The sequence below is a fragment of the Enterobacter sp. AC1 genome (assembly GCF_050434705.1).
Taxonomy (GTDB): Bacteria; Pseudomonadota; Gammaproteobacteria; order Enterobacterales; family Enterobacteriaceae; genus Enterobacter; species Enterobacter cloacae_L.
Window position 1 is genome coordinate 1 of the sequence record NZ_JBNDIZ010000010.1, and the last position, 22,776, is coordinate 22,776.

At 58.0% G+C, this 22,776-nt stretch carries 23 protein-coding genes; 18 read left to right on the plus strand and 5 right to left on the minus strand.

From position 1 onward, the window contains the following. Nucleotides 1-290 precede the first annotated feature (290 nt). Nucleotides 291-1,244: a nickel/cobalt transporter gene (locus M2433_RS21065; protein WP_429057397.1), complete on the plus strand. Its 954-nt coding sequence runs from the start codon at nucleotides 291-293 to the stop codon at nucleotides 1,242-1,244. Between the two features lie 33 nt (nucleotides 1,245-1,277). Here M2433_RS21065 and proP read toward each other — a convergent pair whose 3' ends face one another. Next, nucleotides 1,278-2,780 (minus strand): glycine betaine/L-proline transporter ProP, encoded by a 1,503-nt coding sequence (gene proP, locus M2433_RS21070; protein ID WP_429057398.1) that lies wholly within the window; start codon nucleotides 2,778-2,780, stop codon nucleotides 1,278-1,280. 648 nt (nucleotides 2,781-3,428) lie between these two features. Here proP and kdgT point away from each other — a divergent pair. Continuing rightward, a complete protein-coding gene (kdgT, locus tag M2433_RS21075) occupies nucleotides 3,429-4,421 on the plus strand; it encodes a 2-keto-3-deoxygluconate transporter (protein ID WP_429057400.1) in 993 nt (330 codons plus the stop codon). Nucleotides 4,422-4,474: 53 nt separating this feature from the next. On the opposite strand, the gene M2433_RS21080 is transcribed toward kdgT, so the two are convergent. After that, nucleotides 4,475-5,350 carry a diguanylate cyclase regulator RdcB family protein gene (locus tag M2433_RS21080; RefSeq protein ID WP_429057403.1) on the minus strand — a complete coding sequence of 292 codons (876 nt, stop codon included), beginning with the start codon at nucleotides 5,348-5,350 and terminating at the stop codon, nucleotides 4,475-4,477. Then, complete coding sequence (crfC, locus tag M2433_RS21085) at nucleotides 5,347-7,701, minus strand: clamp-binding protein CrfC (RefSeq protein WP_429057405.1); 2,355 nt, start codon at nucleotides 7,699-7,701, stop codon at nucleotides 5,347-5,349. Before crfC ends, M2433_RS21080 begins: the two co-directional genes overlap by 4 nt. Before the next feature lie 596 nt (nucleotides 7,702-8,297). Between crfC and M2433_RS21090 the strand changes: the two genes are divergently transcribed. The 16 genes from M2433_RS21090 to phnP all read left to right on the plus strand — a co-directional run bounded on the left by M2433_RS21090 (nucleotide 8,298) and on the right by phnP (nucleotide 20,011). After that, entirely contained in the window at nucleotides 8,298-8,633 is a 336-nt protein-coding gene (locus tag M2433_RS21090) for a zinc ribbon domain-containing protein YjdM (RefSeq protein ID WP_047345551.1), read from the plus strand. An 80-nt stretch (nucleotides 8,634-8,713) separates the two neighbouring features. After that, on the plus strand, nucleotides 8,714-9,151 hold the full coding sequence (gene yjdN, locus M2433_RS21095) for a VOC family metalloprotein YjdN (protein ID WP_059312906.1): 438 nt from the start codon (nucleotides 8,714-8,716) through the stop codon (nucleotides 9,149-9,151). A gap of 136 nt (nucleotides 9,152-9,287) precedes the next feature. Further along, on the plus strand, nucleotides 9,288-10,076 hold the full coding sequence (gene phnC, locus M2433_RS21100) for a phosphonate ABC transporter ATP-binding protein (RefSeq protein WP_429057409.1): 789 nt from the start codon (nucleotides 9,288-9,290) through the stop codon (nucleotides 10,074-10,076). Nucleotides 10,077-10,099: 23 nt separating this feature from the next. Next, nucleotides 10,100-11,116 carry a phosphonate ABC transporter substrate-binding protein gene (phnD, locus tag M2433_RS21105; RefSeq protein WP_429057411.1) on the plus strand — a complete coding sequence of 339 codons (1,017 nt, stop codon included), beginning with the start codon at nucleotides 10,100-10,102 and terminating at the stop codon, nucleotides 11,114-11,116. Between the two features lie 115 nt (nucleotides 11,117-11,231). Further along, on the plus strand, nucleotides 11,232-12,011 hold the full coding sequence (gene phnE / locus M2433_RS21110) for a phosphonate ABC transporter, permease protein PhnE (protein ID WP_021242916.1): 780 nt from the start codon (nucleotides 11,232-11,234) through the stop codon (nucleotides 12,009-12,011). A 20-nt stretch (nucleotides 12,012-12,031) separates the two neighbouring features. Beyond that, a complete protein-coding gene (gene phnF, locus M2433_RS21115) occupies nucleotides 12,032-12,757 on the plus strand; it encodes a phosphonate metabolism transcriptional regulator PhnF (protein ID WP_429057414.1) in 726 nt (241 codons plus the stop codon). Next, complete coding sequence (phnG, locus tag M2433_RS21120; protein WP_429057416.1) at nucleotides 12,758-13,210, plus strand: phosphonate C-P lyase system protein PhnG; 453 nt, start codon at nucleotides 12,758-12,760, stop codon at nucleotides 13,208-13,210. After that, the gene (gene phnH / locus M2433_RS21125) at nucleotides 13,207-13,791 is read left to right on the plus strand and encodes a phosphonate C-P lyase system protein PhnH (RefSeq protein WP_429057419.1); all 585 of its coding nucleotides are present in this window, start codon (nucleotides 13,207-13,209) and stop codon (nucleotides 13,789-13,791) included. The genes phnG and phnH overlap by 4 nt, the downstream gene beginning before the upstream one ends. Next, nucleotides 13,791-14,855 (plus strand): carbon-phosphorus lyase complex subunit PhnI, encoded by a 1,065-nt coding sequence (locus M2433_RS21130; RefSeq protein WP_429057422.1) that lies wholly within the window; start codon nucleotides 13,791-13,793, stop codon nucleotides 14,853-14,855. Before phnH ends, M2433_RS21130 begins: the two co-directional genes overlap by 1 nt. Next, entirely contained in the window at nucleotides 14,848-15,693 is an 846-nt protein-coding gene (gene phnJ / locus M2433_RS21135) for an alpha-D-ribose 1-methylphosphonate 5-phosphate C-P-lyase PhnJ (protein ID WP_429057424.1), read from the plus strand. Before M2433_RS21130 ends, phnJ begins: the two co-directional genes overlap by 8 nt. Continuing rightward, a complete protein-coding gene (gene phnK / locus M2433_RS21140) occupies nucleotides 15,690-16,445 on the plus strand; it encodes a phosphonate C-P lyase system protein PhnK (RefSeq protein ID WP_429057425.1) in 756 nt (251 codons plus the stop codon). The genes phnJ and phnK overlap by 4 nt, the downstream gene beginning before the upstream one ends. A 9-nt stretch (nucleotides 16,446-16,454) precedes the next feature. Next, nucleotides 16,455-17,135 carry a phosphonate C-P lyase system protein PhnL gene (gene phnL, locus M2433_RS21145; protein WP_429057428.1) on the plus strand — a complete coding sequence of 227 codons (681 nt, stop codon included), beginning with the start codon at nucleotides 16,455-16,457 and terminating at the stop codon, nucleotides 17,133-17,135. Beyond that, on the plus strand, nucleotides 17,132-18,268 hold the full coding sequence (gene phnM / locus M2433_RS21150; RefSeq protein WP_429057429.1) for an alpha-D-ribose 1-methylphosphonate 5-triphosphate diphosphatase: 1,137 nt from the start codon (nucleotides 17,132-17,134) through the stop codon (nucleotides 18,266-18,268). Before phnL ends, phnM begins: the two co-directional genes overlap by 4 nt. Beyond that, a complete protein-coding gene (phnN, locus tag M2433_RS21155; protein ID WP_429057579.1) occupies nucleotides 18,265-18,816 on the plus strand; it encodes a ribose 1,5-bisphosphokinase in 552 nt (183 codons plus the stop codon). Before phnM ends, phnN begins: the two co-directional genes overlap by 4 nt. Further along, a complete protein-coding gene (phnO, locus tag M2433_RS21160) occupies nucleotides 18,809-19,243 on the plus strand; it encodes an aminoalkylphosphonate N-acetyltransferase (RefSeq protein WP_429057432.1) in 435 nt (144 codons plus the stop codon). Before phnN ends, phnO begins: the two co-directional genes overlap by 8 nt. A 9-nt stretch (nucleotides 19,244-19,252) precedes the next feature. Then, nucleotides 19,253-20,011 carry a phosphonate metabolism protein PhnP gene (phnP, locus tag M2433_RS21165; protein WP_429057435.1) on the plus strand — a complete coding sequence of 253 codons (759 nt, stop codon included), beginning with the start codon at nucleotides 19,253-19,255 and terminating at the stop codon, nucleotides 20,009-20,011. Nucleotides 20,012-20,093: 82 nt separating this feature from the next. Here the strand turns inward: phnP and yjdP are convergent, their stop codons facing one another. Both yjdP and M2433_RS21175 read right to left on the minus strand, forming a co-directional pair. Continuing rightward, a complete protein-coding gene (yjdP, locus tag M2433_RS21170) occupies nucleotides 20,094-20,420 on the minus strand; it encodes a DDRRRQL repeat protein YjdP (RefSeq protein ID WP_047345567.1) in 327 nt (108 codons plus the stop codon). A gap of 69 nt (nucleotides 20,421-20,489) precedes the next feature. Beyond that, the gene (locus tag M2433_RS21175; protein WP_429057439.1) at nucleotides 20,490-22,769 is read right to left on the minus strand and encodes an ATP-binding protein; all 2,280 of its coding nucleotides are present in this window, start codon (nucleotides 22,767-22,769) and stop codon (nucleotides 20,490-20,492) included. Nucleotides 22,770-22,776: the final 7 nt, after the last annotated feature.

Here is a 22,776-nt window from a genome sequence, read left to right on the forward strand (position 1 = left end):
CAACCCGTTATTTCAGGATTTTTTCTCTTCAACCGAACCGCTTGTTGTGTGAAGTGATTCACATCCGCCGTGTCGATGGAGGCGCATTATAGGGAGTTCCCGAGCGGCCGCAACCTAAAAGTTGCAAAAAAATGACTGACTGCTGCATTCCCCAGCAAAACCCCGCCTTATACCCTCTTATGCACAAAGTTATCCACAATCATAAACGGATCCCGGCGCGATCCTACGAATTGAGCAGGAAGATCAACTATACTAGCGGCAAATACTCTCCTCTGTGCAGGCCCACCCTCATGACCACACAACGCCTCGCCCGCGATTGGCGTCTCCCTACAGCAGGGGTGATGCTGCTGGCAATCCTCTTTGCCGGTTTTACCCTGCATACGCACTGGAATGCCTTTATCCAGTGGTGTCTTGCCACACAAATTACTCTGCACCGCTATCTGGTGATGTATTTGCTGCAGCTTAATAACCACCAGTACAGCGGCGGATTATGGCTGTTAACGGGCGCTTTCCTTTATGGCGTTCTCCACGCCATTGGTCCCGGGCACGGAAAGTTCATCGTGACGACCTACCTGACTACAAATAAGGAAAGCGAGCTGGCTGCCCGGGTCGTCCCTTTCCTGGGTAGTCTGATGCAGGGCGTCAGCGCCATTCTGTTTGTCTTTATTCTGGCGGTGGGGTTTAACCTCGCCTCAGGAGATATCAGCACCAGCCGCTGGTACGTGGAGAAGATAAGCGCAGTGCTTATTGGCGCATTCGGCGCTTTTATCATTTATCAGGCACTGAAGAGCCTGCGTCCGCGCAAGATGGCTATCTCCGCCATCAGGCCCCTTCATCAGCATGACGAACATTGTGGCTGCGGCCGACACGGCGTGGGGGCAGACCTGACGCAGGGAGACTGGAAAACGCGTCTGGGCGTCATTCTGGCGATCGGCGCACGTCCGTGCAGCGGGGCGATCATGATTCTGATGTTCTCCAATGCGCTGGGCATTGTCACCTGGGGAGTGGCCGCGGTCATGACCATGTCTTTGGGAACCGCGCTTTCTATTGTGGGACTTTCGCTGGCAGTGCGTTATGCCCGCGAGCGCACGGTGACCTGGTTCGGAGAAAGCGCCTCATTAAGATGGCTGGTGCCGGCAGTCAAAATAGCCGGAGGGATAGTCCTGATCCTGTTCGCGACAGTCCTTTTCCTGACGGTGATACCCATCAGCGCCAATGGCGACTACATCGCTGCCGGATGCTAATAAAAGAAAACCCGCCAGCGGCGGGTTTTTTTATCACTCGTTGATGCGTGGATGCTGGTCCACCAGTCGGGAGCGTTTTTTCTGCAGCTCTTCAATCTCTGCGTCGATATCCTCAATCTTCTGCTCTACGTTATCGTAGTGCTCGCGCAGGATCTCTTTCGCTTCCTGGATGTCAGACGCCGCAGGCGTCGCACCTTTCAGAGGACGGTTCGCCGTCTCCTTCATGGTAATACCCGTAATCAAACCAATCACCGCAATCACCATCAGGTAATAAGCCGGCATCATCAGGTTCTGCGTGCTCTCCACCAGCGAAGCGGCAAGCGTCGGGGTCAGACCGGCAATCAGCACCGAGATGTTAAAGGCCGCGGCCAGCGCGCTGTAGCGAATGTGCGTCGGGAACATCGCGGGCAACGTTGAGGCCATTACCCCGATAAAACAGTTAAGGATCACCGCCAGCAGCAGCAGACCGGCAAAAATCAGCCCCAGCACGTTACTGTTAATCAGAATAAATGCCGGGATTGCCAGAGCAAACAGCGCAACGCTTCCCAGGATAATGAACGGTCGACGACCAAAACGGTCACTCAACAGGCCCATAATCGGCTGCACAAACAGCATACCCACCATGATGGCGATAATAATCAGCACACCGTGATCTTCCGAGTAGTGCAGGTTATGCGACAGATAGCTCGGCATATAGGTCAACAGCATGTAGTAGGTAACGTTAGTCGAAATCACCAGACCAATACAGGTCAGCAGGCTGCGCCAGTGCTTAGTGGCAATCTCTTTGAACGATACCTTCGGACCATCCTGCAGCCCTTCGCGGTCACCCTGTTCCAGTTTATCAACGTGCTGCTGGAACGCAGGCGTCTCTTCAAGCGCATGCCGCAGGTACAGGCCAATAATGCCCAGCGGCAGGGCGAGGAAGAACGGAATACGCCAGCCCCAGTCGAGGAAGTTATCTTCACCCACCACGGTTGAAATCAGTACCACCACGCCCGCGCCCATGACAAACCCGGCAATCGAGCCGAAGTCGAGCCAGCTTCCCATAAACCCGCGCTTACGGTCCGGGGAATACTCTGCAACGAAGATCGAGGCACCGGTATATTCCCCCCCCACCGAGAAGCCCTGAGCCATCTTACAAATCAGCAGCAGAATCGGTGCCCAAATGCCGATGGTGGCGTAAGAAGGTATAAGGCCGATACAGAATGTACTGATCGACATAATGACGATGGTGATGGCGAGTATCTTCTGGCGACCATATTTATCGCCGAGCATACCGAAAAACAGACCGCCCAGCGGACGAATCAGGAAGGGAACGGAGAACGTACCCAGTGCGGCAATCATCTGCAGGCTGGGATCGGCCCCGGGGAAAAATACTTTACCTAACGCATAGGCTACAAAGCCGTAGACACCAAAATCGAACCATTCCATCGCATTACCGAGCGAGGCTGCGGTAATCGCTTTACGCAGTTTTGCGTCATCAATAATGGTGACGTCGCGAAGCGTAATGGGTTTAATCTTTTTCCTTCTTAGCATAGCTATCCTCGTTGACTCGGCCCTGTCTGTTTCACAGTCCAGTTAGCGTTCTGTGAACCATGGGATCCGCTCCATGCGAATCACCTTATTCAAGCGTAGCAGGTTTACTTACATTGACGTTTTACGTCGATACAACCGAACCTGTTGACGCCTGTCTGGGCAGTTAATGACCTTTTTACCCTACCAGCGTTTATATTTGTGATCAACTTCACACATATTTTTGTGGCGGGTCAACTCAGTTCAGTTTTTGTCAACGCGCACCAATAAGTACTTCCTTACCCCACCTAAAGAACATCCTCACACGCGTCATTATTTCCTACTTAACAGAAAAACAAACCACGTTACTTCACATCAGATTTACATAAATTTTCATCATCAGGAACCGGCCCAAAGTTTTACAGTGAATATGTGACAAAGATAACTAAAACGGTGTTTTATTTTCATTGAATCGTTATTCCAATGATCGCATCATAAATCCGAATACAGCATTTTCGGTTTTTTCGAATGAGGTTAATCGAGAGCACACATTTAATTTGGTTGCAGGGCCAGCGAAAAAAAACCGCAGCCAATAAAAGCAATTCATTGAATTTATTGATTAATTTTTAACACCTATCACCCGTCCTGCGGGATCCGATGTGAGGTTTGTCTATGAAGATTAAAGCCACGATAGAACGCATACCCGGTGGTATGATGCTGGTACCGCTGGTACTGGGCGCCATCCTTAATACCCTTGCTCCCGATACCGGGGCTTATTTTGGTGGTTTCACAAAAGGAATGATAACGGGCACGGTTCCCATTCTGGCCGTCTGGTTTTTTTGTATTGGAGCATCCATTAATTTGCGGGCAACGGGTACCGTATTACGGAAATCCGGAACGCTGGTGATAACCAAAATAGCGGTTGCCTGGGCTGTAGCGATGATATGCGCAATGTTCATTCCGGAGAATGGAATTCAGACCGGGTTCTTCGCAGGTTTATCGGTGCTGGCGATTGTCTCGGCGATGGATATGACCAACGGCGGGTTGTACGCCAGCCTGATGAACCAGTACGGGACGAAGGAAGAGTCCGGCGCATTTGTGCTGATGTCTCTGGAGTCCGGCCCGCTGATGACGATGCTGATCCTGGGATCTGCCGGGCTGGCATCTTTTGAACCACACCACTTTGTCGGCGCGATCCTGCCCTTCCTGGTCGGTTTCGCCCTGGGCAATCTGGATCACGACCTGCGTGATTTCTTCAGCAAAGCCACGCCGGTGCTGATCCCGTTCTTCGGTTTCGCGCTGGGGAACACCATAAACCTGAAGGTCATTCTTGATACCGGCCTGCTGGGTATTATGCTGGGTATCGCCGTTATCATTATCACCGGTATTCCGCTGATTATCGCCGACCGCGTAATCGGGGGAGGAAACGGTACGGCGGGCGTCGCCGCCTCTTCAGCCGCGGGCGCTGCCGTCGCCAACCCGGTCATTATTGCCCAGATTAACCCGGCCTTCGAACCTGTAGCGGCTTCAGCGACGGCACTCGTTGCCGCCAGCGTGATTGTCACCGCGATTCTGGTGCCCATCATCACCGCGCTGTATGCGAAACGCTACGGGAATAGGCAAGAGACCCTGCCAGAACCGAAACCAATAGAAATGAATCATTAGCCAGGCCATCCCCTCTCCCCTGTGGGGAGAGGGTTAGGGTGAGGGGTAAGGGATTATCCAAAAATCTCTTCCACCATCCCGTCCACCAGCCGTTTTGCCGAGCAGAGCCTCGGCATCCCCAGTGCGACGGTCTGCCAGTTTTGCGTCACTGACCAGCTCACCGGATGTTTATCCGCCTGACACCAGTCCCCCAGCCAGCCCAGCATGTCTTTATGATCGATCAACCCCGGAGATGCCGGGGTTGTCAGCCACTGATGATAGAAATGGCGGGTCGTGGGTGATGCATTGATGCCCTGTGCCAGATAGTTTGCCGCCATGCTGCGCAGGTTATCCTTGAGCATGGCCGCCACATCATCATTCGCGAGACGGCAGGCATCGCCAAATGGCCCCCAGCGCAGCTCTTCCAGGACGATAAAACAGCGCCCGGCAAGCGACCAGCCATCGTAATGACCGGCCCGCCAGCGGGTAAAAATCTGTTCGCTGTGCTCACCCGCCTGCACCGTTAGCCCGCGCTGGGTTAGCGCTTTTTCTTTATAAGCTGCGCGTTGGGTAAAATGAGAAGCGAGTTCAGCGTACTGCTGCATCAGACCCGGAGGCTGCTGGGCGCGCGGGTGGGTCTGCTGGCGCAGCGCAATCAGCTTCTCCGCCATCAGCGTCAGCGAGAGATGACCCGGGTCAAGCATACCGGCCAGTTTTTCCGCCAGCCCCAGGCGCAGCGCCGTATTTTCATTGAGCATCCCCGCCATCGCCCAGGGGCGCAGACGGGTATGGGTCATGATTTCCTGAGTCAGACGCTCACGAAACTGCAGCTGTTGTGGTCCCAGGTGGGAATGACGCGCCGCGTCTACCCCCTGCACCAGATCGACCATAAATTTTGGATTAATACACTCCAGCGTTCGCCCGGGGCCGTCCAGTAGTTGTGTTGTCATGGTTGCTCTGCCGCGAATAGAGTTTGAATATCATCGCGTAACAGTCGGGTATCTTCCTGTATCCACGTCGCAGTCGTGATACTTTGCTTCAACAGCTGGCTGAGCGCTCGGGTTGAATGCTCATTCTGTTGACGGACTGCGAGGCTATCACGCAAGCTTTCCTGTAAACCGGTCAGGCACAGCGAAAATTCTGCAAAGAACGTTGCCATCCCTGCCGTAACAGAGACATCGACCTGCGCGGACAAAGCTTTACGTATTTGTTCACAAAACTGCTCAATATGTTGCTTAAATTTGTCATGTAGCTGCGCAATGTCGATAACATAGCGCGTGCGCGTTTCCACATAATCATCCCACCCCCAGCCTGGATGATTGAGCCAGCGAGAGACCGTTTCACGCATGCTGCTCCCGCCAGAGGGCTGGCCAGCCTGGCTGTCATCTTCCGCAATCGCATCGTTAAACAGCGCCCGCGTATTGAAGTTAAGCTGGCTCGCCTGAAAGGCCGGGAAGCTGATCCGCGCACGAAAACCCGCATGGCTCAGATGCTCTTTGATACGCGTTTCAATGGGACGCATGGCTTCATTCAGGGAACGCGCCAGCGTAGACTCCAGCTGATCGAAGCGTAGCGCCAGCTCGCGGGCGATCTTCGTCTGCGCGTCCAGCATGATAAGCTCGCAGGAGGCGCGGATTTTACTCAGCGCGATCTGCGCCTGCCCTTCATCGTCCAGAACCAGCTGCTTCGGCACTTGCGGTTCGTCATTGTGACTCTTGATCCGATCGATGCCTGCCAAATCAAGAATATGGTGCGCACTGAACACATCGCCAATCGCCTGGTGAAGCGCCGTTTTTTGGGACACCATAAAGTCCGCGGTGGCGTTCAGCGCCTCCTCAACCTCATGTTTCACCTCATCGCTCACCACGCTCTGGCGCGTCTGCAGAAGCGTCATGTCCTCTTCCAGACGTGCGATGTTCAGCTCCAGCGCCTCAAAGGCCACCGTCAGCCCCTGATAGCGGAAGTCGAGATATTCGCGGGCATTTTGTGCGTAGTTGAGCAGCTTATGCGAAGCCGAACGCAGAGCGAACAGCGAGGCATTGGCATAGGCGGCGTAAATCAGCTTGCGGATCGGTTGTTCAAATAGCGAATCTTCCCAGAGCAGATCGGCCGAATGACGAACATGGTCGATATCGTCCAGGTCCGCCGTACGCCATCGACGCCCAAGCGCAGCCTCGGCAAAATCCTGCACCCACGGTTGCTCCTGATGATCCGGCAGCTGTCCATGCGTACTCATCTCGTAGCGAGCGCGGTTCGCCAGATACGCCCACATGGACGAAACGGGGTAGATCTGGCCGGGCGAGATATTGCCTTTCATTAAGGTGCCGGAGATCATCGCCCGAATCTGTTCTTCATCGTCGCTATTGCGATCTTTCTGATCGAATTTATTGACCAGCGCATACAGCGGGACGGATTTTCCCGCCGCGGAAATAGCCTGGCGGACCTCTTCATCCGAAATGGATTTAAGCTGGGTATAGTCCATCACCGCCAGCACCGCCGACGCGCGGGAGAGCTGCTCGCTGAGCATTTTTTGCAGATGCGGTTGTCCGGCCTCGTTGGGCCCGGGCGTATCGAGCAGCGTCAGCTGCCCGAGGTGAGCATCCAGGCCCGCAAGATGCACGAACTCCACCTCAATCACCGGAATGTGTTCGATAGCCGCATATTCAGAGAATGGAAACTCGACGCCGAGCGCCTGGGAGAGCCTCACCAGATCGTTGAGGCTTTTCAGACAATGAAATATGGGCTGCGCCCCCAGGTGATGTTTCTCAAATGCTTCCCCTTTTTCAATACGCTCCAGCAGGGTATTCATGTCTTTATCGATTTCCAGCCGCTGGGCCAGTATCCCGCGATCGTAATCGCAAAGCTTTTTCTGCAGCAGCTGGATCAATTCATCAATGGGCGAGGCATGGGAGAAATGCAGCACCGGATCCTTCTGGCCCGGCGTATGACGAATCAGCGTCGGTAGCGCCGTCATCGGACGATTGCGGTTCGGCAACACTTCGGTCCCTACAATCGCATTAATGGTGGTCGATTTCCCCGCTTTCATCGTGCCAACAATAGCCAGTACCATTTCCAGCCGGGTTATTTTACGTAATTCATTATTCAGCATCGCCTGCTGCGCTTCGACACCGCGTGCGCTAAAATGCAAAGGTAAAACGTTATTCTTTTCACCCGTAATGGCAGCTGTTGTGCTTTCCAGCATCGCCGTCGGCATTGATTTCAACGTATCAAGATTGTGCAGGGCAAGCTGTAACAAACGCTCAGCTTCCTGGCTTAATTCGAAAATGGTCTGTGTGTGCATGATAAAAGCCTTTCCTTAACGCAAATTTATTACTTTTATTAAGCCACTGGTATTAATTATGTTGTTCAGGCTTATATGATCACGTGTGGAAAACATGTTCGCCGAAATATAACTGATTGAAGATAATCAGAAATAATTCACTATCCTTGCATGGCGTGTAGAGCTCTTCTCCTGGCCTGATAGCCAAAAGAAAAAAGCGTAGCCCATTTTTAAGAAACTTCAGGATATATCCTCATTATTTACCCACCTAAAAAGAGAGGTAATGCACCCCTGCCATAAGATATGTATGGCAGCGAAGTCCGGAGATAAATAACAATGTGTCGCTTCACCTTATCCGAAATGGAGAAGCGTAGCAATTTGCGGCAATAAAATATTCGATATATTTCGCGTCATTTCTTCCCACCGTGTTAATGACGTAAGCATCGCTTAACTGACTGACAGGAAGTGTCACTCCCAATACGTTTTTAGCATTTTTTTTAATTCACAATATCACCGACAACCGTGTGGATTTGCGCTATACTTGCCGCCTTTTTCGGCACTCTGCCGTCATTTAGCTGGCACTTTCCAGCGCGTTTACACTTTTTGAGGATACCGATATGCAACTCCCACACTGCCCGAAATGCAATTCTGAATACACCTATGAAGATAATGGCATGTTCATCTGCCCGGAATGCGCTCACGAATGGAATGATGCCGAGCCAGCGCACGATGCTGACGCTCTCGTCGTAAAAGATGCGAACGGAAATCTCCTTGCAGACGGCGACAGCGTTACCGTCATTAAAGATCTGAAGGTTAAAGGCAGCTCTTCCATGCTGAAGATCGGCACCAAAGTGAAGAATATCCGTCTGGTTGAAGGCGATCATAATATCGACTGCAAAATTGACGGCTTTGGCCCGATGAAGCTGAAATCTGAGTTTGTGAAAAAGAACTGATTGACCTGCCCGGTGGCGCTTCGCTTACCGGGCCACCCGCAACTACACTTAATGGGCTTTTCTTACGTGAGGTAAAGATTATGCCGTTAAGTCCCTACATCTCTTTCGCCGGCAACTGTGCAGAAGCCACTTCTTTCTACCAGCAAGCCGTCGGCGCAGAGCTTCTCTATAAAATTACCTTCGGCGAAATGCCAAAAAGCGATAACAGCGAGGAAGGCTGTCCGTCCGGTATGCAATTTCCGGATTCGGCTATCGCTCATTCCAACGTCCGCATTGCGGGCAGCGATATTATGATGAGTGACGGGCTGCCGCCGGGCAGCAAAGCGCAGTACGCCGGCTTCACGCTGGTGCTCGACACCCAGGACGTGGCGGAAGGCAAACGCTGGTTCGATAACCTTGCCGCAGGAGGCAATGTCGAAATGGCCTGGCAGGAGACCTTCTGGGCACACGGTTTCGGTAAAGTCACCGACAAATACGGCGTGCCGTGGATGATTAACGTCGTGAAGCAACAGCATTAATCTTCTGGCGGTGGGCAGTCTGCCTCCGCCTGTCATCAAACTCCGTTTAACTCTTCAAACTCCCGCAACCTGCACTTAACCCAAATGTCACATTGATGCGCCAGCATGAGGCCACATTTATCGTGAGGCCCAGCACATGCAAACCGTCATCCGCGTCGAGAAACTGAGCAAGACCTTTCATCACAACAAGGCGCTGCATGCCGTTGATCTCACCGTGCAGCAGGGTGAAATGGTGGCGCTGCTGGGGCCATCCGGTTCAGGTAAATCCACCCTCCTGCGCCATTTGAGCGGGCTTATCACCTGCGATAAAACACCGGAAAGCCACGTCGAGCTGCTGGGCAATACGGTGCAGCGCGCGGGGCGTCTGGCAAACGATATCCGCAAGAGCCGCGCCCAGACGGGCTACATCTTCCAGCAGTTCAACCTGGTGAACCGCCTGACGGTGCTGGAGAACGTGCTGACAGGCGCGCTCGGCAGCACCCCGTTCTGGCGCACCTGTCTGCGCTGGTTCTCTCCTTCCCAGAAGCAGGAAGCCTTACAGGCGCTGACCCGCGTCGGTATGGCGCATTTCGCCCATCAGCGCGTGTCCACCCTGTCCGGTGGACAACAGCAGCGCGTCGCCATTGCCCGCGCCCTGATGCAGAAAGCGCAAATCATTCTCGCTGACGAACCCATCGCCTCGCTGGACCCGGAGTCCGCCCGCATTGTGATGGAGACACTGCACGACATTAACCAGAAAGACGGCATCACCGTGGTGGTGACGCTGCATCAGGTGGATTACGCCCTGCGCTACTGCGAGCGCATCGTCGCCCTGCGTCAGGGGCACGTGTTCTTTGATGGCGCGAGCCATCAGTTTGATAACGAACGTTTTGACCATCTCTACCGCAGCATTAATCGCGTCGAAGAGAACGCGCAGGCTGCTTAACGTCCCCATAACGAGGAATGGAAATGAGCTATAAAACGGTTGCCGCGCTGGCCTTTACCAGCATGTTCAGCATCAGCACCCTGTTAAGCCCGGCGTACGCGGAAGAGCAGGAAAAAGCGCTGAACTTTGGCATTATTTCGACGGAATCACAGCAGAACCTGAAACCCCAGTGGGAACCGTTCCTGAAAGATATGGAAACCAAACTGGGGATCAAAGTGAACGCCTTCTTCGCCCCGGACTACGCGGGCATCATCCAGGGGATGCGCTTTAATAAAGTGGACATCGCCTGGTACGGCAATCTCTCCGCCATGGAAGCGGTGGACCGCGCAAACGGCCAGGTCTTTGCCCAGACCGTCGCGGCAGATGGCTCCCCGGGCTACTGGAGCGTGCTGATCGTGAACAAAGACAGCCCGATCAACAACCTCAGCGACATGCTTGCCAAACGCAAAGAGCTGACCTTTGGCAACGGCGATCCAAACTCTACCTCTGGTTACCTTGTCCCTGGCTACTACGTCTTCGCCAAAAACAATGCCTCCGCCAGCGACTTCAAGCGCACGGTGAACGCCAGCCACGAAACCAACGCCCTGGCCGTGGCCAACAAGCAGGTGGATGTCGCCACCAACAACACCGAAAACCTCGACAAGCTGAAGACCTCCGCACCGGACAAGCTGAAAGAGATCAAGGTTATCTGGAAATCCCCGCTGATCCCCGGCGACCCGATCGTGTGGCGTAAAAACCTGTCTGAAAGCACCAAGGACAAGGTGTACGACTTCTTTATGACCTACGGAAAAACGCCGGAAGAGAAAGCGGTTCTGGAACGTCTGGGCTGGGCACCGTTCCGTCCGTCCAGCGACCTGCAGCTGGTGCCGATTCGCCAGCTGGCGCTGTTTAAAGAGATGCAGGGCGTGAAGGACAACAAGGGACTGAAGGACGAGGAGAAGACCAGCAAAGTGGCCACCATTCAGGCCCAGCTGGAAGACCTTGACCGCCTGACCGCCGCGCTCGGCGCGATGACCAGCGTGAATAAAGCGGTGCAGTAACACAAGTCCCCTCTCCCTTGAGGGAGAGGGTTAGGGTGAGGGGGAAATGCGCACGCTGATGCCCTCACCCCGGCCCTCTCCCACAGGGAGAGGGAGAACAGATTAAGGAGCCAACATGCAAACCATCACCCTCCCGCCGCCAAAGCGCAGCTGGTTCTCGCTTATAAGCTGGGCCATCCTGCTGGCGGTGCTGGTTATCTCGTGGAAAGGCGCGGAAATGGATCCGCTGCTGCTCTTCAAAGACGCGGGCAACATGGCCACCTTCGCCGCCGACTTCTTCCCGCCGGACTTCAGCCAGTGGCAGGACTACCTCAGCGAAATGGCGGTCACCCTGCAAATCGCCGTCTGGGGCACCGCCCTGGCCGTCATTCTCTCCATTCCGTTTGGCCTGATGAGCGCGGAAAACATCGTTCCGTGGTGGATTTATCAGCCGATGCGCCGCCTGATGGACGCCTGCCGCGCCATCAACGAGATGGTCTTTGCGATGCTGTTCGTGGTGGCCGTCGGCCTCGGTCCGTTCGCGGGCGTCATGGCGCTGTTCATTCACACCACCGGCGTGCTCTCCAAGCTGCTCTCGGAAGCGGTCGAAGCCATCGAGCCCGGCCCGGTGGAAGGCATACGCGCTACCGGTGCCAACAAAATCGAGGAGATTCTCTACGGCGTCCTGCCGCAGGTAATGCCGCTGCTGATCTCCTACTCCCTGTACCGCTTTGAGTCCAACGTCCGCTCCGCCACCGTGGTGGGCATGGTCGGCGCGGGCGGGATTGGCGTCACCCTGTGGGAAGCCATTCGCGGTTTCCAGTTCCAGCAAACCTGCGCCCTGATGGTGCTCATCATCGTCACCGTCAGCCTGCTGGATTTCCTCTCTCAACGTTTGCGTAAGCACTTCATCTGAGAAGCGAGGCTTTGTTTTCTATGCACTTATCCAGACATCCGACCAGTTATCCCACCCGCTGGCAAGAGATTGCGGCAAAGCTCGAAGTGGAGCTGCGCACGCACTACCGCTGCGGAGACTACCTGCCTGCCGAGCAGCAGCTTGCCGACCGCTACGAAGTGAACCGCCACACCCTGCGCCGCGCCATTGACCAGCTGGTCGAGCGCGGCTGGGTGCAGCGCCGCCAGGGCGTGGGCGTCCTGGTGCTGATGCGCCCGTTCGACTACCCGCTAAACGCCCAGGCGCGCTTTAGCCAGAACCTGCTGGACCAGGGCAGCCACCCGACCAGTGAAAAGCTGCTCTCGGTATTGCGCCCGGCCTCCAGCCACGTGGCGGACGCGCTGGGCATTCAGGAGGGCGATAACGTCATTCACCTGCGCACGTTGCGCCGGGTCAACGGCGTCGCGGTCTGTCAGATAGACCACTACTTCGCGGATCTCGCCCTCTGGACGGTGCTGCAGCATTTCTCCAGCGGCTCGCTGCATGATTTTCTTCAGGATGCGACAGGCATTGCGCTTAAGCGTACCCAGACGCGCATCAGCGCCCGCCGGGCGCAGGCAAAAGAGAGCAAGGTGCTGGAAATCCCCAATATGGCCCCGCTGCTCTGCGTGCGCACGCTCAACCACCGTGACGGTGAAGTCAACGCAACGGAATACTCCGTCAGCCTGACCCGCGCCGACATGATCGAATTCACCATGGAGCACTGAATGCACTTCGACACCGCCACCCGACAGCGCTGGATGCGCGCTCTTGCCCACAGCCAGCCCGCTGCGCTCTCTGCCCGCATGAGCGCCCTTAGCCTGGCACCTGATTACGACACCCTCCGCGCCCCGGAGATTGGCCTGGTACAAATCCAGGCGCGCATGGGCGGCACCGGCGAGCGCTTCTTCGCCGGAGACGCCACCCTCACCCGCGCAGCAATCCGTCTGAACAGCGGCACGCTGGGCTACAGCTACGTGCTGGGGCGCGACAAAGCCCACGCCGAGCGCTGCGCGGTGATCGACGCGCTTTTACAGGAACAGCCGCATTTCCAGACGTTAATGGAAACCCTTATTGCCCCGCTGGAAGCCGACCGCGCCGCGCGCATTGCCGCACGTCAGGCCGAAGTGAACACCAGCCGGGTCGACTTCTTTACGCTCGTTCGCGGAGACAACGCATGACGCTTCAACCTGCTTTTACCCTGGCCGTCCAGGATGCCCAACACAGTTTTCGTCGCCTGCTGAAGGCGATGAGCGAGCCGGGCGCGATCGTCTCGCTGCACCAGCTCTCTCAGGGCTGGCTGCCGCTGAACCTGGCGACCACCAGCGTACTGCTGACCATGGCCGACAACGACACGCCTGTTTGGCTTTCAGGCGCATTATCCAACGATATCGCCAGCCAGAACCTGCGTTTTCACACCAGCGCCCCGCTGGTCGATCAGCCCCGGCAGGCAATCTTTGCCGTGGCCGATGAGCAAATCAGCCATGAGCAGCTTAACGCCCTGAGTGAAGGCAGCGCCGTCGCCCCGGAAAGCAGCGCCACGCTGATCCTGCAGGTTTCCAGCCTGAGCGGCGGCCGCATGCTGCGCCTGACCGGCGCGGGCATCGCCGAAGAACGCATGGTCGCGCCGCAGCTGCCAGAATGCATCATTCACGAGCTGACCGAACGCCCGCACCCGTTCCCGCTGGGCATTGACCTGATCCTGACCTGCGGCGAGCGCCTGCTGGCGATCCCGCGGACCACCCACGTGGAGGTGTGCTGATGTACGTTGCCGTCAAAGGGGGCGAAAAAGCGATCGCCGCCGCCCATGCGCTGCAGGCGCACAGACGACGGGGCGATGAACGGCTTCCCGAGCTGAGCGTCGCCCAGATTGAGCAGCAGCTGAACCTCGCCGTTGACCGCGTGATGACCGAGGGCGGTATCGCCGACCGCGAGCTCGCGGCGCTGGCCCTGAAGCAGGCCAGCGGCGATAACGTCGAAGCCATCTTCCTGCTGCGCGCCTACCGCACCACGCTTGCCAAACTGGCGGTAAGCGAGCCGGTCAATACGGCGGAGATGCGCTTAGAACGCCGCATTTCAGCGGTGTACAAAGATATTCCCGGCGGCCAGCGGTTGGGTCCTACCTATGACTATACCCATCGCCTGCTGGACTTCACTCTGCTGGCAAACGGCGAAACGCCGACGCTCAGCACCTCTGACGCCGAACAAGAACCGTCTCCCCATGTCTTCAGCCTGCTGGTGAAACAGGGTCTGGCGAAGGCGGAAGAGGACTCCGGCGCGCAGCCGGATGACGTCACCCGCACGCCGCCGGTTTACCCGTGCTCGCGATCGTCGCGCCTGCAGCAGCTGATGCGCGGCGACGAAGGCTACCTGCTGGCGCTGGCCTACTCCACCCAGCGCGGCTACGGGCGCAACCACCCGTTTGCGGCCGAGATCCGCAGCGGCTATATCGACGTCGAAATCGTGCCGGAAGAGCTGGGTTTTGCGGTAAACGTCGGCGAACTGCTGATGACCGAGTGTGAAATGGTGAACGGTTTTGTCGCGCCCGAAAATGAAGACCCTCACTTTACCCGCGGCTACGGGCTGGTGTTCGGCCTCGGCGAGCGCAAAGCCATGGCAATGGCGCTGGTCGACCGCGCCCTGCAGGCGCCGGACTACGGCGAGCACATTGCAGGCCCGGCGCAGGACGAAGAGTTCGTGCTGGCCCACGCGGATAACGTTGAGGCCGCAGGCTTCGTCTCGCACCTCAAGCTGCCGCACTACGTCGATTTCCAGGCTGAACTGGAACTGCTGAAACGCCTGCAACGGGAGCGCGCCAATGGCTAACTTAAGCGGCTACAACTTTGCCTATCTGGACGAGCAAACCAAACGCATGATCCGCCGCGCCATACTCAAAGCGGTGGCCATTCCGGGCTATCAGGTGCCGTTCGGCGGCCGCGAAATGCCGATGCCCTACGGCTGGGGCACGGGCGGCATCCAGCTCACCGCCAGCGTGATCGGCGAGTCTGACGTGCTGAAGGTCATCGACCAGGGTGCCGACGACACTACCAACGCCGTATCAATCCGCAGCTTCTTCCAGCGCGTAACCGGCGTAAACACCACTGAAAAAACCGAAGACGCGACGCTGATCCAGACCCGCCACCGCATTCCGGAAACGCCGCTCACCGAAGATCAGATTTTGATTTTCCAGGTGCCGATCCCGGAGCCGCTGCGCTTTATCGAGCCGCGCGAAACGGAAACCCGCACCATGCACGCGCTGGAAGAGTACGGGGTGATGCAGGTGAAGCTGTATGAGGATATCGCCCGCTTCGGCCATATCGCCACCACCTACGCCTACCCGGTGAAGGTCAACGGGCGCTACGTCATGGACCCGTCGCCGATCCCGAAATTCGATAACCCGAAGATGGACATGATGCCTGCCCTGCAGCTGTTCGGCGCCGGGCGCGAAAAACGCATCTACGCCGTCCCGCCTTACACGCGTGTCGAAAGCCTGGATTTCGACGATCACCCGTTTACGGTGCAGGAGTGGGACGAGCCGTGCGCCATCTGCGGTTCGAAGCACAGCTATCTCGATGAAGTGGTGCTGGACGATACGGGCAAACGGATGTTTGTCTGCTCCGACACCGATTACTGCCGCCAACAGAGCGAGGCGAACGGCCAATGAAACCGCTGCTTTCGGTTAACAACCTGACCCACCTCTATGCGCCGGACAAAGGCTTCAGCGACGTGTCGTTTGAACTCTGGCCGGGGGAAGTGCTGGGGATCGTCGGCGAGTCCGGCTCCGGCAAAACGACGTTGCTGAAGTCCATCTCCGCGCGCCTCGTGCCGCAACACGGTGAGATCCTGTATCAGGGACGCTCCCTCTACGGCATAAGCGAGGCCGAACGCCGCCGCCTGCTGCGCACCGAGTGGGGCGTGGTGCATCAGCACCCGATGGACGGCCTGCGCCGTCAGGTGTCGGCGGGGGGCAACATCGGCGAACGGCTGATGGCCACCGGCGCGCGCCACTACGGCAACATCCGTGCCACGGCGCAGCGCTGGCTGGAGGAAGTTGAAATCCCCGCGTCGCGCATCGACGACCTACCCACCACCTTTTCCGGCGGCATGCAGCAGCGCCTGCAGATCGCCCGCAACCTGGTCACGCACCCGAAGCTGGTGTTTATGGATGAACCCACCGGCGGGCTGGACGTCTCCGTGCAGGCGCGCCTGCTCGACCTGCTGCGCGGCCTGGTGGTGGAACTGAACCTGGCGGTGGTGATTGTCACCCATGATTTAGGCGTTGCGCGCCTGCTGGCAGACCGTCTGCTGGTGATGAAGCAGGGCCAGGTGGTGGAAAGTGGGTTAACCGACCGCGTGCTCGACGATCCACACCATCCGTACACCCAGCTGCTGGTGTCGTCCGTATTGCAGAACTAAGAGGCCAACATGATCCGCGTAGAAAACGTGAGTAAGACCTTCGTGCTCCACCAGCAAAACGGCGTGCGCCTGCCGGTACTGCAAAATGCCTCTCTGGAGGTCAGCAGCGGCGAATGCGTAGTGCTGCACGGCCACTCCGGCAGCGGGAAATCCACCCTGCTGCGCTCCCTGTATGCCAACTATCTGCCCGACGAAGGCCATATCCATATTCGCCACAATGATGAATGGGTCGATCTGGTACAAGCTCCGGCGCGTAAGGTGCTGGACGTGCGCCGCTCGACGATCGGCTGGGTGAGCCAGTTTCTGCGGGTGATCCCGCGGATCTCCGCCCTGGACGTGGTGATGCAGCCGCTGCTGGATCTCGGCGTACCGCGTGAAGCCTGCGCCGCCAAAGCCGCCAGCCTGCTGACGCGCCTCAACGTGCCCGAGCGCCTGTGGCACCTTGCTCCGTCGACCTTTTCCGGCGGCGAACAGCAGCGCGTCAACATCGCCCGCGGCTTTATCGTCGACTACCCGATATTGCTTCTTGATGAGCCCACCGCCTCGCTCGACGATAAAAACAGCGCGGCCGTAGTAGAGCTGATCGAGCAGGCCAAAGCGCGCGGCGCGGCGATCGTCGGGATCTTCCACGACGAAAGCGTTCGCACCCGCGTCGCAGACAGATTGCACCCGATGGGGACAAACGCATGATTATCAATAACGTCAGGCTGGTGCTGGAAAATGAAGTGGTTAGCGGCTCAATCGAGATCCAGGACGGCGTTATTCGCGCCTTTGCCGAAACCCAGAGCCGTGCCCCTGAAGCGATGGACGGCGAAGGCGGCTGGCTGCTGCCGGGACTGATTGAGCTGCATACCGATAATCTGGACAAATTCTTCACCCCGCGCCCGAAGGTGGACTGGCCCGCCCATTCGGCGATGAGCAGCCACGACGCGCTGATGGTCGCCAGCGGCATTACCACCGTGCTGGACGCGGTGGCGATTGGCGATGTGCGCGACGGCGGCGATCGGCTGGAAAACCTGGAGAAGATGATCAATGCCGTGGAAGAGACGCAAAAGCGCGGCCTCAACCGCGCCGAGCACCGCCTGCATCTGCGCTGCGAACTGCCGCACCACACGACCCTGCCGCTGTTTGAAAAACTGGTCGGCCGCGAGCCGGTCTCGCTGGTCTCCCTGATGGACCACTCGCCGGGCCAGCGCCAGTTCGCCAATATTGAGAAGTATCGCGAATACTATCAGGGCAAATATTCTCTCAGCGACGCGGAGATGGCGCGCTACGAGGAGGAGCAGCTTCAGCTTGCGGCGCGGTGGTCGCAGCCGAACCGTCTCGCGATTGCCGCGATGTGCCGGGACCGCAACATCGCGCTGGCAAGCCATGACGACGCCACGCACGATCACGTGCTCGAATCCCACCAGCTTGGCAGCGCGATCGCCGAATTTCCCACCACCTTTGAAGCGGCTGAAGCCTCCCGTAAACACGGCATGAACGTCCTGATGGGCGCGCCAAATATCGTGCGCGGCGGCTCGCACTCCGGCAACGTGGCGGCAAGCACGCTCGCCTCTCTTGGCCTGCTGGATATCCTCTCGTCCGACTACTACCCCGCCAGCCTGCTGGACGCTGCATTCCGGGTGGCGGACGACGAGGGCAACCGCTTCACCCTGCCGCAGGCGATTCGCCTGGTGACGAAAAACCCGGCCTCGGCGCTTAATCTGCAGGATCGCGGCGAGATAGCCGAGGGTAAACGCGCGGATCTGGTGCTGGCCCACCGCAAGGGCGAACACGTTCATATCGACCACGTCTGGCGTCAGGGAAAACGGGTGTTCTGATGGGAAGACTCATCTGGTTAATGGGGCCGTCCGGCTCCGGTAAGGACAGCCTGCTGTCCGCCTTACGACAGCGGGAACACCCGCAGCTCCTGGTGGCGCACCGCTATATTACTCGCGCGGCCAACGCCGGAAGCGAAAACCATATCGCCCTGAGCGAGCAGGAGTTTTTCACCCGCGCCGGGCAAAACCTGCTGGCGCTGAGCTGGCACGCCAACGGCTACTACTACGGGATCGGCATTGAGATCGATCTGTGGCTGCATGCGGGGTTCGACGTGCTGGTCAACGGCTCGCGCGCGCATCTTCCTCAGGCGCGCGCCCGCTACGGGGCGGCCCTGCTGCCGGTCTGCCTGCAGGTTTCGCCGGACGTCCTGCGCAGCCGCCTGCAGAGCCGGGGCCGTGAGTCAGCTCGTGAGATAGACCAGCGGCTTGCGCGTGCGGCGCGTTATACCCCGTCAGACTGTCACATCCTCAATAACGACGGAAGTTTGCTACAGTCAGTCGATACCTTTTTATCGCTCATCCGTCAGAAGGAGAACCAGCATGCCTGACTGCACGCTTCGCCCCGCCACCGCGGACGATGCGCAAATCGTTTACGCGTTAATCTGCGAGTTAAAGCAGGCCGAGTTCGATCGCCAGGCGTTTCACGCGGGCTATCTTGCTAATTTGCAGGACCATAGCATGCGCTACCAGCTTGCCGAAATGGACGGGCAGGCCATCGGCATGATCGGCCTGCACCTGCAGTTTCATCTCCATCACGCGCGCTGGATCGGCGAGATCCAGGAGCTGGTGGTGATGCCGCAGGCGCGCGGGTTAAAGGTGGGCAGCCAGCTGCTGGCCTGGGCGGAAGGGGTGGCACGAGAGTCCGACGCAGAGATGACCGAACTTTCCACCAGCGTGAAGCGCACCGACGCGCACCGTTTTTACGTTCGTGAAGGGTATACGCAGAGCCATTTCCGATTCACCAAACCGCTGTAGAGGTGCGTTATGAGCCTGACCATCACGCTGACAGGAACCGGTGGCGCCCAGCTGGTGCCGGTCTTTGGCTGCGACTGCGCGGCGTGTCGCCGGGCGCGCCTGCAGGATAACTATCGCCGTCGCCCGTGCAGCGCGGTGGTTAAATTCAACGATGCCGTCACCCTGCTGGATGCCGGCATCCCGCACCTGATGGACGACTGGCCTGCGGGCAGCTTCCAGCAGTTTTTGCTCACCCACTACCATATGGATCACGTTCAGGGGCTATTTCCCCTGCGCTGGGGCGTGGGCGCGACCATTCCGGTTTACGGCCCGCCGGATGACGCGGGCTGTGACGACCTGTTTAAACATCCGGGGATCCTCGATTTCAGCCACACGGTCGAACCGTTTGTGATGTTTGAACTTCAGGGCCTGCGGGTCACGCCGCTGCCGCTCAACCATTCGAAACTGACCTTCGGCTATTTGCTGGAATCGGCCCACAGCCGCGTGGCCTGGCTTTCCGACACCGCCGGGCTGCCGGAAAAGACGGTGAAGTTTCTGCTCAACAACCAGCCGCAGACCATCATCATCGACTGCAGTCATGAACCGCGCGACGAGACGCCGCGCAACCATTGCGACTTAAATACCGTGATGGCGCTAAACGAGGTGATTGGCTGCCCGCAGGTGATCCTGACCCACATCAGCCATCAGTTTGACGTGTGGATGATGGATAACCCGCTGCCGCAGGGGATTGAGGCGGGGTATGACGGGATGGTGCTGGTGCTCGACTGAGTTTTGCCGGGTGGCGGCTGCGCCTTACCCGGCCTACGATCCAGGGTTTTGTAGGCCTGCGTAAGCGAAGCGCCACCAGGCTTTAACCTCGATCGTAATCGTCTTCTAACCTGCGCTCATCCTCTTCTAACCGACGGCGATCGTCATCTAACTGACGCTGACGCTCGTCCAGACGGCGGCGTCTGTCTTCGAGCTGCCGACGACGATCGTCGTACTGTCGGCTGTCAATTTGACGGCTGCGGTCATAACGATCGTCATCGTCATCGCTGCTGCGGCTACTGCTGGGGTTATAGGCATCGTTGATCGCCTGTTGAATGTTGCCAATAGCATCATCAACAATATCGGCATGAGCCAGCTGGCTGGTGAGTGACAGCAGACCAAATAACAGAGCGGTTGAGTAACGTTTCATACGGTCAGACTCGCAGGTGAACTGGCCTTACGATAATGAACGGCGGGGAACCGGGGTAGCGGAGGAATCTCAAATTACCATGACCTTCCGCAGCGCCTGTGCCAGCTGCACACGTGTAAACGGCTTACGCAGTAACTGAACGTCGGGCAGCTGCGGATTATGCGTTGGTCGCAAATCCTGACCGCTGATCAGCAGAACCGGAAGCTGCGGATACTGGCTGCGCACCTGATTTATCACCTCAGCGCCGCTCAGGCTTCCCGGCAACATCAGGTCGCTGATAAACATGCCAATATCCGGTGACGCCGCCAGCATGTTCAGCGCCTGCTCGCCGTTGTCCGCTTCGAGCGTCAGATAGCCGAGCTGATGCAGCTGCTCGCACAGGGTCTGGCGGACATCGGCTTCGTCCTCCAGCACCAGTACCAGCCGCTCATTCTCAACGGTAGCGGTGGTTGAGAGCGCTTCATCCTCGGAAGTGGCGGGAAGCGTCGATCGCGGGAGGTGAAGCCGCACGGTCGTCCCCTGCCCCGGCGCGCTTTCGATCTCCACGCGGCCGCCGGACTGACGCACAAAACCGTAGACCATCGACAGGCCCAGCCCGCTTCCGCTCCCGGTCTGTTTGGTGGTGAAGAACGGTTCAAAGACGCGGGATTTCACCTCCTGAGACATCCCGCTGCCGCGGTCGATGACTTCCAGCGCCACCATATCCTGCCGGCGCCCGTCGCTGCGGGTGACGCGCTGGTTCCAGGTGCGGATTTTGATCGCCCCGCTTCGTCCTTCCATCGCGTCGCGGGCGTTCATCACCAGATTGATGATGGCGTTTTCCAGCTGGCTGACGTCTATCCAGGCGGGCCACGCCGGGGATTGCGCTTCAATCTCCAGAGTCAGGGTGGCAGGCAAAGAGTGGCGCATCAGCTCCCGGAGGTTCTCCAGCAGCGGCAGCATGTCTACCGCATGCGGCGTCAGGGATTGCTTGCGGGAAAACGCCAGCAGGCGCTGCGTCAGTAAGGCGCCACGCTCGGCGGCCTTCAGCGCCCGGGTGATGCGCGGCGCGTCTTTTGATTCAGGATCGGTAAGCTCAAGACTGCCGATGATCACCGCCAGCAGGTTATTAAAATCATGCGCCAGCCCGCCCGTCAGCTGTCCAACGGCCTTCATCTTCTGGCTGTGCAGCAGCGCCTCTTCCAGCCCCTGACGCTCGATGCGGTCAATCTCCATCTGCGTGGTTTTCTCTTTCAGCAGGCGCGTGGTGTGCTCAAGCGAGGCGGTGTTGCGGGCAAAAACGTTAAACGCGCGCGCCAGCTCGCCCAGCTCATCGCGCCGCTGCAGCGCAGGCACCGAAACATCCTGCTCGCCGTGCGCAAGGCGCGACATCGCTCTGGAGATAGCCGTCAGGTTAGAGCCCAGATTGCGGTAGATATACCAGCAGGCGCAACCGGTGATGATTAGCGCCAGCACGGCGAAAATGCTGATAAACACGCTGATCGAGCGCAGCTCCTGATGGCTCTGAGCGGTACGAAGCATGGAGGCGTTCGCCACCTGTTCTACGTACTGATTGATGTCGCTGTTGAGGATCGCCACCAGCGCCTTGATGTGGAACATATACCAGCTGATCGCCAGATCGCTCTCTTCCAGCTGCTTCGACAGAGGGGCGAGTTTATGCAGCTCGACGTTAAAATCAGGCAGAACGCTGTTCACGACAGGCTGGATGGCGCGTCGGGGAAGGGTTGCGGTCACCGCGTCCAGCTGCTGAACGGTCGCGCGCGGCGAAGGGGTGTCGATGGCGGCAGCGATCAGCCTGTCCATTTCCATCAGCTGCTGCGCGTCCGGTACGTTGCTGCTGTAGCGGCGGTTGATGTCCTGCAGATGACGCAGATAGCTCTGGCTTTGATACAGCGAGCTGAGCAGCGCGTTACGCTCCAGATGGCGTCGCTGCCCGCGCTCAAGCATCTCCGTCACGCTCTGCTGTAATTCATTGCTTCTTTGAATAATGCGCGCCACCAGCGCCGGTTCCTGCTGCGCCAGAGGTGCTTCCGCAAGCTGCTCCAGCGAGTGGCGCAGCGCCATCTGGGTCTGCTTCAGCCGCTCGGCTTCGCTTTTGTACTCCAGCGCCCCGACGACCTGGGAGAGCCGCACCGCCGCCGTCGCCACGTTAGCGGTATCGCGGGCCAGGTTCATGCTACCGGTCATGTCATCCAGCGTTTGCTGCTGCACCTGCTCCTGGATCTGGCTGGCGTGACGAAAGCCGAGTACCGCCACGCCGCTCACCATCAGCGTAACGGCGACCACCAGCAGATTGAAAATCAGCAGGCGTCCGCGGGCGCTGGCAAAAAACGGGGGGCGTGATGGCATGGATTTG

Excerpts from the sequence above, each read along its gene's own strand:
- phnJ (WP_429057424.1), top strand. The coding sequence starts at position 14,848 with ATGGCTAACTTAAGCGGCTACAACTTTGCCTATCTGGACGAGCAAACC.
- yjdN (WP_059312906.1), top strand. The coding sequence starts at position 8,714 with ATGCCGTTAAGTCCCTACATCTCTTTCGCCGGCAACTGTGCAGAAGCC.
- phnH (WP_429057419.1), top strand. The coding sequence starts at position 13,207 with ATGACGCTTCAACCTGCTTTTACCCTGGCCGTCCAGGATGCCCAACAC.
- proP (WP_429057398.1), bottom strand. The coding sequence starts at position 2,780 with ATGCTAAGAAGGAAAAAGATTAAACCCATTACGCTTCGCGACGTCACC.
- M2433_RS21080 (WP_429057403.1), bottom strand. The coding sequence starts at position 5,350 with ATGACAACACAACTACTGGACGGCCCCGGGCGAACGCTGGAGTGTATT.
- phnK (WP_429057425.1), top strand. The coding sequence starts at position 15,690 with ATGAAACCGCTGCTTTCGGTTAACAACCTGACCCACCTCTATGCGCCG.
- crfC (WP_429057405.1), bottom strand. The coding sequence starts at position 7,701 with ATGCACACACAGACCATTTTCGAATTAAGCCAGGAAGCTGAGCGTTTG.
- yjdP (WP_047345567.1), bottom strand. The coding sequence starts at position 20,420 with ATGAAACGTTACTCAACCGCTCTGTTATTTGGTCTGCTGTCACTCACC.
- M2433_RS21130 (WP_429057422.1), top strand. The coding sequence starts at position 13,791 with ATGTACGTTGCCGTCAAAGGGGGCGAAAAAGCGATCGCCGCCGCCCAT.
- M2433_RS21065 (WP_429057397.1), top strand. The coding sequence starts at position 291 with ATGACCACACAACGCCTCGCCCGCGATTGGCGTCTCCCTACAGCAGGG.
- phnO (WP_429057432.1), top strand. The coding sequence starts at position 18,809 with ATGCCTGACTGCACGCTTCGCCCCGCCACCGCGGACGATGCGCAAATC.
- kdgT (WP_429057400.1), top strand. The coding sequence starts at position 3,429 with ATGAAGATTAAAGCCACGATAGAACGCATACCCGGTGGTATGATGCTG.
- phnF (WP_429057414.1), top strand. The coding sequence starts at position 12,032 with ATGCACTTATCCAGACATCCGACCAGTTATCCCACCCGCTGGCAAGAG.
- M2433_RS21090 (WP_047345551.1), top strand. The coding sequence starts at position 8,298 with ATGCAACTCCCACACTGCCCGAAATGCAATTCTGAATACACCTATGAA.
- phnD (WP_429057411.1), top strand. The coding sequence starts at position 10,100 with ATGAGCTATAAAACGGTTGCCGCGCTGGCCTTTACCAGCATGTTCAGC.
- phnM (WP_429057429.1), top strand. The coding sequence starts at position 17,132 with ATGATTATCAATAACGTCAGGCTGGTGCTGGAAAATGAAGTGGTTAGC.
- phnG (WP_429057416.1), top strand. The coding sequence starts at position 12,758 with ATGCACTTCGACACCGCCACCCGACAGCGCTGGATGCGCGCTCTTGCC.
- phnC (WP_429057409.1), top strand. The coding sequence starts at position 9,288 with ATGCAAACCGTCATCCGCGTCGAGAAACTGAGCAAGACCTTTCATCAC.
- phnE (WP_021242916.1), top strand. The coding sequence starts at position 11,232 with ATGCAAACCATCACCCTCCCGCCGCCAAAGCGCAGCTGGTTCTCGCTT.
- M2433_RS21175 (WP_429057439.1), bottom strand. The coding sequence starts at position 22,769 with ATGCCATCACGCCCCCCGTTTTTTGCCAGCGCCCGCGGACGCCTGCTG.
- phnP (WP_429057435.1), top strand. The coding sequence starts at position 19,253 with ATGAGCCTGACCATCACGCTGACAGGAACCGGTGGCGCCCAGCTGGTG.
- phnL (WP_429057428.1), top strand. The coding sequence starts at position 16,455 with ATGATCCGCGTAGAAAACGTGAGTAAGACCTTCGTGCTCCACCAGCAA.